Annotated in this window: 14 protein-coding genes; 11 read left to right on the plus strand and 3 right to left on the minus strand. The window is 66.2% G+C overall.

Features of this window, described 5'->3' with window-relative positions:
* Window positions 1-2: 2 nt before the first annotated feature.
* Complete coding sequence (trpA, locus tag ACK5JE_RS05100; RefSeq protein ID WP_416800612.1) at window positions 3-836, plus strand: tryptophan synthase subunit alpha; 834 nt, start codon at window positions 3-5, stop codon at window positions 834-836.
* The gene (gene accD, locus ACK5JE_RS05105) at window positions 833-1,711 is read left to right on the plus strand and encodes an acetyl-CoA carboxylase, carboxyltransferase subunit beta (RefSeq protein ID WP_416800613.1); all 879 of its coding nucleotides are present in this window, start codon (window positions 833-835) and stop codon (window positions 1,709-1,711) included. Before trpA ends, accD begins: the two co-directional genes overlap by 4 nt.
* Before the next feature lie 101 nt (window positions 1,712-1,812).
* On the opposite strand, the gene ACK5JE_RS05110 is transcribed toward accD, so the two are convergent.
* Window positions 1,813-4,845, minus strand: coding sequence for an Rne/Rng family ribonuclease (locus ACK5JE_RS05110; RefSeq protein WP_416800614.1), 3,033 nt, complete (start codon window positions 4,843-4,845; stop codon window positions 1,813-1,815).
* A gap of 481 nt (window positions 4,846-5,326) precedes the next feature.
* Here ACK5JE_RS05110 and ACK5JE_RS05115 point away from each other — a divergent pair, with 481 nt between their 5' ends.
* From ACK5JE_RS05115 to ACK5JE_RS05130, 4 genes are all read left to right on the plus strand, one after another.
* Window positions 5,327-6,286 carry an RluA family pseudouridine synthase gene (locus tag ACK5JE_RS05115; RefSeq protein WP_416800615.1) on the plus strand — a complete coding sequence of 320 codons (960 nt, stop codon included), beginning with the start codon at window positions 5,327-5,329 and terminating at the stop codon, window positions 6,284-6,286.
* A gap of 107 nt (window positions 6,287-6,393) precedes the next feature.
* Window positions 6,394-7,032: an HAD-IA family hydrolase gene (locus ACK5JE_RS05120; RefSeq protein ID WP_416800616.1), complete on the plus strand. Its 639-nt coding sequence runs from the start codon at window positions 6,394-6,396 to the stop codon at window positions 7,030-7,032.
* A gap of 177 nt (window positions 7,033-7,209) precedes the next feature.
* Window positions 7,210-8,172, plus strand: coding sequence for a protein-methionine-sulfoxide reductase catalytic subunit MsrP (msrP, locus tag ACK5JE_RS05125; protein WP_416800664.1), 963 nt, complete (start codon window positions 7,210-7,212; stop codon window positions 8,170-8,172).
* The gene (locus ACK5JE_RS05130; RefSeq protein ID WP_416800617.1) at window positions 8,172-8,801 is read left to right on the plus strand and encodes a sulfite oxidase heme-binding subunit YedZ; all 630 of its coding nucleotides are present in this window, start codon (window positions 8,172-8,174) and stop codon (window positions 8,799-8,801) included. The genes msrP and ACK5JE_RS05130 overlap by 1 nt, the downstream gene beginning before the upstream one ends.
* A gap of 102 nt (window positions 8,802-8,903) precedes the next feature.
* On the opposite strand, the gene ACK5JE_RS05135 is transcribed toward ACK5JE_RS05130, so the two are convergent.
* Entirely contained in the window at window positions 8,904-9,611 is a 708-nt protein-coding gene (locus tag ACK5JE_RS05135; protein WP_416800618.1) for an SAM-dependent methyltransferase, read from the minus strand.
* A complete protein-coding gene (locus tag ACK5JE_RS05140) occupies window positions 9,608-10,201 on the minus strand; it encodes a Maf family nucleotide pyrophosphatase (protein WP_416800619.1) in 594 nt (197 codons plus the stop codon). The genes ACK5JE_RS05135 and ACK5JE_RS05140 overlap by 4 nt, the downstream gene beginning before the upstream one ends.
* A gap of 235 nt (window positions 10,202-10,436) precedes the next feature.
* Here ACK5JE_RS05140 and ACK5JE_RS05145 point away from each other — a divergent pair, with 235 nt between their 5' ends.
* The 5 genes from ACK5JE_RS05145 to fabD all read left to right on the plus strand — a co-directional run bounded on the left by ACK5JE_RS05145 (window position 10,437) and on the right by fabD (window position 14,186).
* Window positions 10,437-10,937 (plus strand): YceD family protein, encoded by a 501-nt coding sequence (locus ACK5JE_RS05145; protein WP_416800620.1) that lies wholly within the window; start codon window positions 10,437-10,439, stop codon window positions 10,935-10,937.
* Window positions 10,938-11,002: 65 nt separating this feature from the next.
* Entirely contained in the window at window positions 11,003-11,185 is a 183-nt protein-coding gene (rpmF, locus tag ACK5JE_RS05150) for a 50S ribosomal protein L32 (RefSeq protein ID WP_416800621.1), read from the plus strand.
* A gap of 31 nt (window positions 11,186-11,216) precedes the next feature.
* Window positions 11,217-12,245, plus strand: a complete 1,029-nt coding sequence (plsX, locus tag ACK5JE_RS05155) for a phosphate acyltransferase PlsX (protein WP_416800622.1) — start codon at window positions 11,217-11,219, stop codon at window positions 12,243-12,245.
* A 23-nt stretch (window positions 12,246-12,268) separates the two neighbouring features.
* Window positions 12,269-13,243 carry a beta-ketoacyl-ACP synthase III gene (locus ACK5JE_RS05160; RefSeq protein ID WP_416800623.1) on the plus strand — a complete coding sequence of 325 codons (975 nt, stop codon included), beginning with the start codon at window positions 12,269-12,271 and terminating at the stop codon, window positions 13,241-13,243.
* Window positions 13,244-13,253: 10 nt separating this feature from the next.
* Window positions 13,254-14,186, plus strand: coding sequence for an ACP S-malonyltransferase (gene fabD / locus ACK5JE_RS05165; protein WP_416800624.1), 933 nt, complete (start codon window positions 13,254-13,256; stop codon window positions 14,184-14,186).
* Window position 14,187 lies beyond the last annotated feature (1 nt).

The raw sequence follows: 14,187 nt of genomic DNA on the forward strand, positions 1-14,187 counted from the left end.
CCATGAATGCTTCGAATACACGTCTGGCGGCCCGGTTTTCATCCTTGCGGGGACGGGCGGCCCTGATCCCTTATGTGACGGCGGGCGACCCGCTGGTGACGTCCACCGTCGAGCTGATGCACGCCCTGGCGGCCGCCGGAGCCGACGTGATCGAACTGGGTGTGCCGTTTTCCGATCCCATGGCCGACGGTCCGGTGATCCAGCAGGCCGGCGAGCGCGCCATTGCCGCAGGCGTCAGTCTTGACGCGGTGCTGGGGATCGTGGCCGGGTTCCGCCGTCAGGATGCCGATACGCCGGTGGTCCTGATGGGCTACGCCAATCCCATCGAATGCATGGGCCAGGAGGCCTTTGTGCGGCGGGCGGCCGAGGCAGGCGTCGACGGCGTGCTGACCGTGGACTACACCCCGGAAGAATCCATCGAGTTCGCCGGTCTGCTGGGGCGGGCGGGGCTGGATCCCATCTATCTGCTGGCGCCGACTTCGGTCGAGTCCCGCATTCGCGACGTTGCCCGTCTGGCCCGGGGCTATGTGTATTACGTATCGCTCAAGGGTGTGACGGGCGCCGGCCACCTGGACACCGAGGATGTGGCGCGTCATCTGGCCGATATCCGCCGCCATGTCAGCATTCCGGTGGGCGTGGGTTTCGGCATCCGCGATGTCGACAGCGCCGCGCGCGTGGCGCAGCATGCCGATGCCGTGGTGATCGGCAGCAAACTCATACAGATCATCGAGGAAACATCCCTGCGCGACGGCCCTCGGGCCGCCATCGATACGGCAGCCCAATGGCTGGCCGAGGTGCGTCAGGCCATCGAATCCACCCAAAAAGGTCGACCATGAGCTGGTTTGAAAAAATCCTCCCCCCGCGTATCAATCGCAGCAGCGACTCCGCCTCCAAGCGTGTGCCCGAAGGCCTGTGGGTCAAGTGCCCGTCCTGTGAGTCCGTTCTGTACAAGGAAGACCTGCAGGCGACGCTGAATGTCTGCCCCAGGTGCAGCCATCACATGCGCATTGGCGCCCGGGACCGGATCGACGCCTTGCTGGATCCCGAAGGCCGTGTCGAAATCGGCGCCGAGACCCGCCCCATGGATCCGCTCAAATTCAAGGATTCCCGCAAATACCCGGAGCGGCTGGCCGAGGCCGTCAAGCAGACCGACGAGACCGAGGCGATGGTGGTCATGAGCGGCACGGTGCTGTCGGTGCCGACGGTGCTGGCCTGCTTCGAATTCGCCTTCATGGGGGGCTCGATGGGTTCGGTGGTGGGGGAGCGTTTCGCCCGTGGCGTGCGGGAATCCATCGACCGGCGGATGCCTTTTGTCTGCGTGTCGTCCTCGGGCGGCGCGCGCATGCAGGAATCCCTGTTCTCGCTGATGCAGATGGCCAAGACCACGGCGATGCTGCAACAGCTGTCCGAGGCCGGGCTGCCCTTCATCAGCGTGCTGACCGATCCGACCATGGGCGGGGTGTCGGCTTCCTTTGCTTTCATGGGCGACGTGGTGATGGCCGAACCCAATGCCCTGATCGGTTTTGCCGGTCCGCGCGTGATCGAGCAGACCGTGCGCGAAAAACTGCCGGAAGGCTTTCAGCGTGCCGAATTCCTGCTGGAAAAAGGTGCCATCGATTGTGTGGTCGATCGTCGCGAGATGCAGTCCGAACTGGCGCACCTGCTGGCCCTGTTCACCCGCCAGCCGATCGAGGTCGTGAAGGCCGCCTGAGACCGATCGCCTGGGCTTTCTCTGCGGTCGCGCCTTCTTTCGGGCGGCCTCCCATAAAAAAACCCGAAACCATCCTGGTTTCGGGTTTTTTTAGTGGTGCGTCAGTTCGAGGTTTCGACCTGTTGCAGCGGTTCGCTTTGCGTCTGCGCGACCGGCTTGCGCGCGCGTCCCAGAGGTTTGGGCGGTTCGGGCGGCACATAGGGTGTGCTGGACCGGGTTTCGATCATCTGCATGCCGGCAGCCTGCAGGGAATCGTCGAGCGAGGGCAGGGCGATCGGGCGGGATGCGTCTGGCGTCCGGGAGGCAACTGGCGCCTTCCGGCCCTCGTCCTGGATCACGACGGCGGCCTCTTTGGTCTCGATGATCTCGTCCGTTTCGAGGATCTCTTCCGTTTCGAGGGTCTCTTCCGTTTTGGCCTCGAATGCCGTGATGGCTTCGGTGGCCGGGGGGGTCCCGGTGGTCGCCCGGGGCTCGGCCGAGGGGCGGGGCTCAGGGGCCGGCACGGACTCGACCGATGAGGAGGGCTCGATCACCGGGGCTTCCGCGGCAGGCGTTTCTTCGGGCGCGACTTCAGCCTGAGCCGGCCCCGATGAGGTCGGCGTATCGGCGGGGCCGGCTTGCGCGGGCCGTTCGACCGGGGACGCATCGGTCATCGGTTCGGCGGTGGTTTCGGCCGCCAGTGCTTCGGGATCGAAACGCGGTGTTTCATGCGTTTCGATGGGCGAGGCATGGTCATCCTCGTCCGCCGAGGCGGTTTCTGTGGACGGCGCATCGGCGCCCTCGCCACTGCGGCGGCCGCGGCGGCCACGACGACGGCGACGCTTGCGTTCCGGATCCGGGCTGTCCAGGGTGCCGTCGGTCTCGGTGTCCACTGCGGGCCCGGCGACAGAGGTGTCATCGGTCTGCGGTTCGGCCATGGACAGATCTTGCGGCGCCTCAGTCAGGTGACTGGCATTCGCCTCGGTCCGCGCTTGGGACGCGGTCATTTCGTCCGCCTGCGCGGCGGCCGCTCCAGCGGTCTGGAGGGCGATGGCTTCGTCGGCCTGGACAGTGGATTCTTCCTGGCGGTTGCGGCTACGGCCACGGCGGTTGCGCCCGCGGCGCGGCTCGGTCGTGGCGCCCTGGGCTTCGGTGGCGCGGGTGGGATCCAGCTGGATCGGCGCCGAGGCGTCGGCTGGCCGCTCGCGACGCGAAGCGGTCCGGCCGTCCGATCGGGCGGCGCGCTCGGTGCGTTCCTGGCGCTCGCCCCGTTCACCCCGTTCGCTACGGTTGCGTTCGCTGCGGGGCGAGTCGGCGCGGCGCTCGCCCCGGCGGTTGCCGTTGCGGCCGTTCGCTCCACGCCGGCGGCCATCGCTGGATTCGCGAGAGGGAGCGGGTGTGGCCGGTTCGGCGGCGACGGGAGCGCTGCTCGCGGAACCCGTGAACCAGCCGAGCAGGCGTTTGATCAGGCCGCCTTGCGGTGCGGCCGCCGCTGCCGCGGGAGTCCCGGTGGCGCGGGGCGCGCGTTCCACATGGGCCGGCGCCGGCTGGGCGGGCTGGATCCCCTTGACCAGGGCCTCGGGCCGGGCCTTGTTGGCTTCCTGGTCCTTATTGGGCTGCCAGACGAGTTTGTCCTCGGGTTCCTGCACCAGCTCGAAGCTGGTCTTGTTCTCGTCCAGGCGCGGATCGTCGTGGCGCAGGCGCTCGATGTGGTGGTGCGGGGTTTCCAGGGATTTGTTCGGGATCAGGACCAGATTGACCTTCAGGCGGGACTCGATCTGGCCGATGTCGCGGCGCTTTTCGTTGAGCAGGAAGGTCGCCACATCGACCGGCACCTGCGCGTGCAGGGCGGCGGTGCCTTCCTTCATGGCTTCTTCCTGGAGCAGGCGCAGCACGTGCAGGGCGCTGGATTCCGCGTCGCGGATCACGCCGGTGCCGGTACAGCGCGGGCAGGTGACGTGCGAGCCTTCGTTCAGGGCCGGACGCAGGCGCTGGCGGGACAGCTCCATCAGGCCGAAGCGGGAGATCTTGCCCATCTGAACGCGGGCGCGGTCGAAATGCAGGGCGTCACGCAGGCGCTGTTCGACGGCGCGCTGGTTCTTGCTGTCCTCCATGTCGATGAAGTCGATCACGATCAGGCCGCCCAGGTCGCGCAGCCGCAGCTGGCGGGCAACCTCGTCGGCAGCCTCCTGGTTGGTGCGCAGAGCGGTTTCCTCGATGTCGGCCCCGCGCGTCGAGCGCGCGGAGTTGACGTCCACCGCCACCAGGGCCTCGGTGTGGTCGATCACCACTGCGCCGCCCGAAGGCAGCGTGACCGTGCGCGAGTAGGCGGTCTCGATCTGGTGTTCGATCTGGAAACGGGAGAACAGGGGCACGTCGTCACGATAGCGTTTGACGCGACCGACATTGTCGGGCATGACCACGCTCATGAACGCGGTCGCCTGATCGTGGATGTCGTCCGTGTCGATCAGGATTTCACCGATTTCCGGCGAGAAATAGTCGCGGATGGCGCGGATGACCAGGCTGGATTCCAGATAGATCAGGATCGGCGCCTTGTTTTCGCGGGCGGCCGCGTCGATGGCGGTCCAGAGTTGCAGCAGGTAGTTCAGGTCCCATTGCAGTTCCTCGACGCCGCGGCCGATGCCGGCCGTGCGGGCGATCATGCTCATGCCGGACGGGATTTCCAGCTGGTCCATGGTCTCGCGCAGTTCCTGGCGATCCTCGCCCTCGACGCGGCGCGATACGCCGCCGCCGCGCGGGTTGTTGGGCATCAGCACCAGATAGCGGCCGGCCAGGGAGATGAAGGTGGTCAGGGCTGCGCCCTTGTTGCCGCGTTCTTCCTTTTCGACCTGGATGATGAGTTCCTGGCCTTCGGACAGGGCGTCCTGGATGCGGGCGCTGCGCACGTCCACGCCTTCCTTGAAGTAGCTGCGGGCGACTTCCTTGAAGGGCAGGAAGCCGTGGCGGTCTTCCCCGTAATTGACGAAGCAGGCTTCGAGGCCCGGTTCGATGCGCGTGATGACGCCTTTGTAGATGTTGCCCTTGCGCTGTTCGCGCCCGGCGGTCTCGATATCCAGATCGATGAGTTTCTGGCCATCGACAATCGCGACGCGTAGTTCTTCTTGGTGCGTCGCGTTGAACAGCATGCGTTTCATGAGTGGGTTTCTCCGTAGTCAGGGTGCGCCGGATTCGGCGCACGGCCACGGGTCACTCGGTGTGCGATGCGGCAGTCTGCGAGGGGATCGGTGCGCTGACGAGGTCAGACCGCGCCGGTCTCCTGGGGAGAGGGCACGGTGCGCCGGGAGGCGCGGGGTTCTGTCAGCAGGGCGGTCAAGAACACGATGGGTGGTTGACGAAAAGATTGCTGGGAACTGCGGATGCCTGCCGGGGGCGGCATCCGGTGCGGAAGAGCGAGCAGAATCTGCGGCGTCGCACGCGGCCTGGCATCGATTCCGCCGCTCGCGGTAGCACGGAGGGGCGGGAACCGGGACTGAGCCGGCGACCAAGGACCTGGAGGCTGGAAGTCAGGCAGTACAATGGGGTCCCTGCTGCCCGACGGAGATGCATCCATTGCGTCTCTACATCAGGCGATTTCCAGCCTCTATGGGCTACTGCGATTATATGCCGCTTTTCCCTATGCGCAAAATAGTTGATTCTCCGGTTCCGCCGCCCGCTGTCCGTCAGGTGGTCGTGGGGGTCGAACACGAGGGACAGCGGCTGGACAATTTCCTGCTGAGGCTTTGCAAGGGCGTGCCCAAAAGCCACGTCTACAAGGCCATCCGTGATGGTCAGGTCCGGGTCAACAAGGGCCGCTGCCGGGCGGAAACCCGTCTGGCCTCCGGCGATACCGTACGTGTTCCGCCGCTGCGACTGCCCGCGCCCGGCGCGGCGCGGCCGGTGCCGCCGGCCGCCTTCCCCGTGCTGTACGAGGACGCCCATCTGCTGGTGATCGACAAGCCCGCCGGGGTGGCCGTGCATGGCGGCAGCGGCGTGTCCTTCGGGGTGATCGAACAATTGCGCGCCGCGCGGCCTGGCGAGCGCCTGCTGGAACTGGCGCATCGGCTGGATCGGGAGACGTCCGGCGTGCTGATGGTGGCGCGCAGCCGCAAGGCCCTGGTGGCCCTGCACGACATGATGCGCGAGAGCCAGGGCCGCAAGCATTATTTTGCGCTGGTCGTGGGCGACTGGGTCAACGACCGCCAGCATGTTCGCCTGCCGTTGCTCAAATACCTGACGCCGGACGGCGAGCGCCGGGTGCGTGTCGATGCGCTGGGCAAGCCCGCGCACACCATCATCACGCTGCAGCGCCGCTATGCCGGACACTATTCCCTGGTCGGGGCGGAGCTGCGCACGGGGCGGACCCATCAGATCCGGGTGCATCTGGCCGCCCAGGGGCATCCGATCGCCGGGGACGAGAAATACGGTCCGGACGCCATCCGGGCGGCGCTGGCCGCCCAGGGCTTCCGGCGCATGTTTCTGCATGCGCAGCGGCTCGAAATCCCGCATCCGGTCTCGGGCGAGCCCCTGGTTTTCGAGTCTGCGCTGCCCCCGGCCTGCAAGACACTGCTGGACCGCCTGGAACGGGCGCGCCCATGATGTCCGCCGGGCAGCCGGATGAACCCGGATCGCCGGGAGCACAGAATTCATTGAACGCGCCGACACGGCGGGACGAACAGACGTCGCCGAAAAAGCGGTACGCCGCCGTGATTTTCGATTGGGACGGCACATTGCTGGATTCCACGCATCACATCGTCGGGGCGTTGCTGGGCGCTAGCCGGGATCTGGGCCTGCGTGTACCGACCCGTGAAGAGGCGGGCTGGGTCATCGGGCTGTCGTTGCAGGCGGCGCTGTACCGGCTGGTCCCGGACCTGGACGAGGATCGCGTGGATGCGTTCATTGACCGCTACCGGACGCATTTCATGGCGCTGCAACATGAAATGCACCTGTTCGAGGGGCAGGCGCAGCTGTTGCACGACCTGCATGCCGGCGGAGTGGTGCTGGGCGTGGCCACGGGCAAAAGCCGGCGAGGGCTGAACGATTCGATCGAGCGGCTGGGCCTGCGCGACCTGTTTCGCGCCACGCGCACGGCGGACGAGGCACGCGGCAAGCCGGATCCCGACATGCTGCTGCAATTGCTGGCCGAGCTGGATCTGGGACCCGGGTCGGTGCTGATGGTGGGCGACACGACCCATGACGTCCTGATGGCGCATGCGGCAGGAGTGGACAGCCTGGCCGTGTCCTACGGCGCGCATGCGCCGTCCCTGTTGGAATCCGCGCAGCCGACGGCGCTGGTGGCGACGGTGCCGGATATGCAGGCATGGATCCGGGCGCGGACGATCTGAGCGTTCCGGGAGGGCGGTCACATTTCTTTTAACCAGGGATCACGATTCTTTTAACTTTTCCGCGCCGCACTCTTTATATACTTCAACTATGCGTTCGGACGGACGATTCCCCGGGAGCGCGGTTTTCTTCCGATGGCGATTCAAGCACCGAATTCTTATCAGCCTTTCTGCAGACGGATCACCATGCGCGCACCCTGGGATATCGGTATCCAACCCTCCGAAATCACGCCCGAGTCCGTCTGGCAGGCGCGACGTTGCTGGTTGCAGCAGGCGGCATGGGGGACGCTGGCGCTGAGTACGGCGGGTCTGGCCCGGGCTGAAAATGCGCCTGAATGGCCTCCTCTGCCAGCCCCGCGCGGCCCCCGCTGGTCGGTCGACGAACCGCTCAATACCTGGCAGGAAATCACCACCTACAATAATTTTTACGAGTTCGGTACCGGCAAGAGCGACCCGGCTGAATATGCAGGGCGGATGCGGCTGACACCCTGGACCGTGCGGATCGACGGCGCCGTGCGCAAGCCCCTGACGCTGGATGTGGACGCGCTGCGCCGCCTGGCGCCCTTGGAGGAACGTGTCTACCGGCTGCGCTGTGTCGAGGCCTGGTCAATGGTGGTGCCCTGGACCGGGTATTCGCTGTCCAGTCTGCTGCGCCAGGTCGAACCGACCGAGGAGGCCCGCTATGTCGTGTTCACCACGGCCGTGCAGCTCGACATCATGCCTGGCGTGGCCGATCGCATCCTGGACTGGCCCTATGTCGAGGGCCTGCGCATGGACGAGGCCATGCATCCGCTGACGCTGCTGACCTTCGGAGTCTATGGTCGCACCCTGCCGCCGCAGAATGGCGCGCCTCTGCGCGTGGTCATCCCCTGGAAATACGGTTTCAAGTCAGCCAAGTCCCTGGTCGGCATCCGGCTGCAGTCGGAGCCGCCGGTGACCAGCTGGATGCGCGCCGCTCCCTCGGAATACGGGTTCTACGCCAATGTGAACCCCGCCGTGCCGCATCCCCGCTGGAGCCAGGAAACCGAGCGGCGCATCGGGGCGGGCTTTTTCTCGTCTCGTCTGCCGACCCATCCTTTCAATGGCTATGCCGAGGCCGTGGCCGGGTTGTACAAGGGCATGGATCTGGCGCGCAATTTCTGATGAAGGCTCGCAAAGACAGCGGGCGCGTCATGGCGTCGGGAGGCGAGTGGTTGCTGGGCGCTTGCGTGCATGCCTTTGGCCTGTTCCCTTTCCTGCGCTGGATCGTCCTGGGCGCGATCGGGACGTTGAGCGCCAATCCGCAGGAATTCCTCATCCGTTCTTCCGGTCTCTGGGCGCTGGTGCTGCTGTGGGTCACGCTGGCGGTGACCCCGGCGCGCTGGCTGGGCTGGGGCCGCCTGTTGCGTCATCGGCGCAAGCTGGGTCTGTACGCCTTTTTTTATACCGTGCTGCATGTGCTGGCCTGGGCGGTCTGGGACCGGGGCGCCGTGCTCGCCTCAATGTGGACGGATCTCTGGCGACGCGATTTCATCGGGATCGGCGCGCTGGCCGTGCTGTGTCTGGCGCCGCTTGCCATCACTTCCACCCAGGGCTGGATGCGGCGTCTGGGTCGTGACTGGAAGCGCCTGCACCGGCTGGTCTATCCGGCGGCCATTCTGTCGGCGCTGCATTTCGACTGGATGCGGGCGGGCAAGAACGATTTTCAGGAGCCGCGCCTGTATGCCCTGGTCCTGGCCTTGCTGCTGGCGATACGCCTGCCGGGGTGGTGGCGGAACTGGCGCCGATCCTAGGCCGGGCGTGACGAGCCAGGTCTGCGCCTGAGGGGGCTGAGCCATGCATGAGGCGCCGGGTCTGCGCATGCGGCGCCTGAATCGTGCATGGGGGCGGGGAGATCAGCTGGCCAGGTAGAGGAACAGCGTGGGTTTGCGGTCGAAATCCGGAGGGCCGGCCTTGCGCCATTGGGCGATGGTGCGTGTGGCAATGGTCTCGTCGTCGCAGGTCAATGCGCTGGCGATGCACAGCCGGGTCGTGTCGCGCAGGGTGCGCAGCAGGGCCTCGAACAATGCCACGTTGCGGTATGGGGTTTCGATCAGGATCTGGGTCTGCTGCTGCTTGTGCGAGAGGGATTCCCAGGCGCGCAGCTGGGCGTCGCGTTCGTGTGCCTTGACCGGCGCGTAGCCATGGAAGGCAAAGCGCTGGCCTTGCAGGCCGCTGGCCATCAGGCCCAGCATGATGGACGAGGGGCCCGTCCAGGGGATGACCCGGAGATGGGCCGCGTGCGCCTGCGCCACGACCAGGGCGCCGGGGTCCGCGACGGCCGGGCAGCCAGCCTCGGAGACCAGACCGATATCCTGGCCGGAGGGCACGGCTGCCAGCCAGGCGCGGATTTCGCCTGCCTGCGTGTCCGCTTTCAGGGTGTGGATGGTGATCTCCTGGAGCGGCACGGCGGTTTCGATCAGTTTCAGGAAAGCGCGTGCCGATTTTGCGTTCTCGGCGATGAAATAACGCAGCGTGGCCGTCAGTTCGCTGGCGGCCAGGGGCAGCCAGCGGGCCGGATCCGATTGGCCCAGGCCGACAGGGATCAGATGCAGGGTGGTCATGGTTCGATCTCGGGGTGGGTGGCCAGCGGCTCCAGGCCGAAGATCCGCAGCATGCGGCACAGGGCGATCAGGGGCAAGCCGATCAGCGCGCTGGGGTCATCGCTGCGCATCCGTTCCATCAGGGCGATGCCCAGCTGTTCAGCCTTGGCGCTGCCCGCGGTGTCGAACGGCTGCTCGACCCGCAGGTAGTGTTCGATCCGGGCATCGTCCAGGACCAGGAATCGGCATTCCGTCGATACCTGCTCCAGCAGATGCCGATGCCCGTCGGTCACGCACAGGGCCGTGTGGAACAGGACATCGTGGCCGCCGAATTGGCGCAACTGCGCATGGGCGGCCTCGAAGGTCCCCGGCTTGCCGACGGGTCGGCCCTGGAACACGGCGACCTGATCGGAGCCGATCACCAGAGCGCCTGGATGGCGCGCGGCGATCACGGCGGCTTTTTCCTGCGCCAGGCGCAGGGACAGGTCGAGCGGCGATTCGCCCGGGCGCGGACTTTCGTCGATGTCCGGAGATTGGACGGAAAAGGGCAGTTTCAGCCGTTGCAGCAGAGCACGGCGGTAGGGTGAGCTGGAGGCCAGTATGAGCGGCATGGGAGAAATCCTGGTGAGCGTCCGCCAGTGTACCGTGCGGGCTGTCCGTGTTCCGCTGTCCGCCCTTCGTCGAGGCTACCCGCAGTACTTCGTCGAGGCCACCCGCAGTATCCAGCCGGATCTGCCGATTGCGCACAGGCCGGCCCTGCCTTCGTTGCGCCATGCAAGGGAGTGCACATTGACCTTGAACCTTCAAATCAAGTATCATCCAAGGTTTTTCCGAGCAACAAATTTCATGGTCATCGATGCGATCGGGTTCGCGCGCGCTGGGCAGGCCCTGGATGGCGTGGCGCGGACGGATCACTTCGCGCGCCTGTGCGAGGCTCTGCCCGAGTCTCAGGACGGCGAAATCCGCTGGCGCGTGCAGGGTCGGGCGGATGCACCGACCGGGCGTGCCTGGCTGGATGTCGATGCCCAGGGGCCGGTGCGGGTCATCTGCCAGCGCTGCCTGGAACCCTTCAGCCTGCCGCTGCGAGTGTCCAGCACGTTGGGCCTGGTCGAAACCCAGGCGCAACTGGATGCGCTGGATGCGCTCGAAGCCGAAGGCCAAGGGCCCGAGATCGAACACCTCGTTGCCGAGCAGCGTTTCGATGTCGAGGGCCTGGTCGAGGACGAGTTGATCCTGGTGCTGCCCTATGCGCCCCGTCACGACGTCTGTCCGGGGGGCGGGGATGAACCGGAATCGCCCCGGCGGCCTTCGCCGTTCGCAGTGCTGGAACGGTTCGGAAAAGATTGAATTTTCATTCAACACACGGGCTCGCGCTTACCTTAAAATGAGCGGCCCCGATTACAGGAGTCATCATGGCTGTCCAGCAAAACAAAAAGAGTCCGTCCAAGCGCGGCATGCATCGTTCGCACGATTTCCTCACGGCGCCCGCCACGGCCATCGAGCCTGCCACGGGTGAATTGCACCTGCGTCACCACATCAGCCCGAACGGCACGTATCGTGGCCGCAAGGTCCTGAAGACAAAGAACGACGAATAAGTCATCCGCGCTTCGGTTTCTCCACGCGCCGATGTCCCATTCCAATCCGACCATCGCCATCGACTGTATGGGCGGTGACCATGGCCTGCCGGTCACCGTACCGGCGGCGATGGCGTTCGCCCAGGCGCATCCGGACACCCGGTGCCTGCTGGTTGGCGACGAGGCGATGATCCGTCAGGCCCTGCAGCAGAACGCGGCTTCCGCCGGTCAGTTCGAGATCCTGCATGCCTCCGAGGTCGTCACCATGCACGACTCGGTCGAGGTCGCACTGCGTCGCAAGAAAGACTCCTCGATGCGGGTGGCCGCCCAGGCCGTGAAGGACGGCCGCGCCGATGCCGCCGTGTCGGCTGGCAATACCGGCGCCTGGATGGCGATCTCGCGCTACGTGCTCAAGACCCTGGACGGCATCGACCGTCCGGCCATCGCCACGGCGCTGCCCAATCAGAAGGGCGGCGCCACCACGGTGCTGGACCTGGGCGCCAATGTGGACTGTACGGCCGAGCATCTGTTGCAGTTTGGCCTCATGGGCGCCGCGCTGGTGTCCGCTCTGGATCACCGCGTCCAGCCGTCCGTCGGCCTGTTGAACATCGGCGAAGAGGTCATCAAGGGCAACGAGGTCGTCAAGCAGGCGGCCGATCTGCTGCGCGACAGCGGCCTGAACTTCTATGGCAATGTCGAGGGCGACGATATCTTCAAGGGCACGGTGGACGTGGTCGTCTGTGACGGCTTTGTCGGCAACGTGGTCCTGAAATCCATCGAAGGTCTGGCGCGCATGATCAGCGCCATGATGCGCGAGGAATTCCGCCGCAACGCCCTCACCATGGCGGCTGGCCTGGTGGCCACGCCCGTCCTGCATCGTTTCCGCGATCGGGTGGACAATCGCCGCTACAATGGGGCGGCCTTGCTGGGCTTGCGCGGCATCGTGATCAAAAGCCATGGCTCCGCCGACGCCTACGCCTATGGCCAGGCATTGCAGCGGGCCCGTGAAGCCGTGCTCAACAGTCTCCTCGAGGGGACCATCCAGCGGCTTGACGCGCTGCGCAACCGGCCGTCGGCCTAGTCCTTCTTTTTTCCGGAATCGATATGCCTTACGCCAGGATCACAGGAACGGGCGGCTATCTGCCCCCCCGCGTTGTCAGCAACGATGATCTGGCCGCCGATCTGGCCACCCGCGGCATCGAAACCTCCGATGCGTGGATCACGGAACGTACCGGAATCCGCCAGCGTCATCTCGCCGATCCCGGCACCAAGACCAGCACGCTGGCGACGGCCGCCGCGCGTCTGGCGCTGGAGGACGCCGGCGTGACGGCCGAGCAGATCGATCTGATCATCGTGGCTACCTCCACGCCCGATTTCATCTTTCCCAGCACCGCCTGCCTGGTGCAGGCCAACCTGGGCGCAGGCGGCGGGGCCGCCTTTGACGTCCAGGCCGTCTGCAGCGGCTTCGTCTACGCGCTGGCGACTGCGGACGCCTTCGTGCGGGCCGGGCGCGCGCGCCATGCCCTGATCATCGGCGCCGAGGTCTTTTCGGGCATCCTCGACTGGAACGACCGCCGCACCTGCGTGCTGTTCGGCGACGGCGCCGGCGCCGTGGTCCTCAGTGCCTCTGATGAACCCGGCATTCTGGCCGCCCGGTTGAACGCCGACGGGCGCCAGCAGCACATCCTGTGCGCTGCCGGGAACGTCGCGGGCGGGCAGGTCACGGGCGACCCCTTTCTGCGCATGGACGGGCAGGCGGTATTCAAGCTGGCCGTCAAGTCCCTGGCGCGTTCCGCGCACGAGGTCTGCGACGAGGCGGGCATCGATGTGTCCAGGATCGACTGGATGGTGCCGCATCAGGCCAACATCCGGATTTTGAATTTCATCGGTCGCAAGCTCCATCTCCCTGATGACAAGCTCATCGTCACGCTCGATCGTCATGCCAATACCTCGGCAGCCAGCGTGCCGCTGGCGCTGGACGTCGCCTGTCGCGACGGCCGTATCCGCGAGGGACAGACGGTGCTGTTGCAGGGAGTGGGCGGTGGCTTCACCTGGGGCTCCGTCCTCGTGAAAATCTGAAGACAACATCATGAAGATTGCATTCGTATTTCCTGGTCAGGGCTCACAGACTGTCGGCATGATGGACGCCTGGGCGGATGACGCCGGTGTCCAGGCCACGCTGCGGGCCGGTGACGAGGCTCTGGGTGAACAGCTTTCGGGTCTGATCGCCCAGGGGCCCGCCGAAACCCTCAACCTGACGACCCACACCCAGCCCGCTATGTTGCTGTGCTCCGTGGCCATGTACCGTGCCTGGCAGCAGGCGGGCGGTGCAGCGCCAGTGCTGGTGGCGGGTCACAGCCTGGGCGAGTATTCCGCCCTGGTGGCGGCCGGTGCGCTGGATCTGGCCGATGCGGTACGCACCGTGCGCGTGCGGGCCGAGGCCATGCAATCGGCCGTGCCGGTGGGCGAGGGCGGCATGGCCGCCATCCTGGGGCTGGATGACGATACCGTGCGCCAGGTGTGCGCCCGCGTCGCCGAGGGCCGGGTCGTCGAGGCCGTCAACTACAATGCGCCGTCTCAGGTCGTGATCGCCGGACACACGGCGGCCGTCGAGCGGGCCTGCGAGCAGGCCCGGGCCGCCGGCGCAAAGCGCGCCGTCTCCCTGCCGGTGTCGGCGCCTTTCCATTCGAGCCTGCTGGAGCCGGCGGCTGCCGTGCTCGCGAAGACCCTGGCGGGCGTGACCCTGAATGCGCCGGCCATCCCCCTGATCAATAATGTCGATGTGGCCCGTCCCGTCGAGCCGGACGCCATCCGCGATGCGCTGGTGCGCCAGGCCTGGCATCCGGTTCGCTGGGTGGAAATCATCCAGGCCATGAAACAGGACGGCGTCACGCACATCGTCGAATGCGGGCCGGGCAAGGTGCTCTCGGGCCTGGTCAAGCGGATCGATCGCGAAATCAACACGTACAACATCACTGATCCGGCGTCCCTGCAACAGACGCTGGAAGCTCTCGGAGGCTGAC

It is taken from the genome of Castellaniella sp., from assembly GCF_047971665.1.
Classification (GTDB): domain Bacteria; phylum Pseudomonadota; class Gammaproteobacteria; order Burkholderiales; family Burkholderiaceae_B; genus Castellaniella.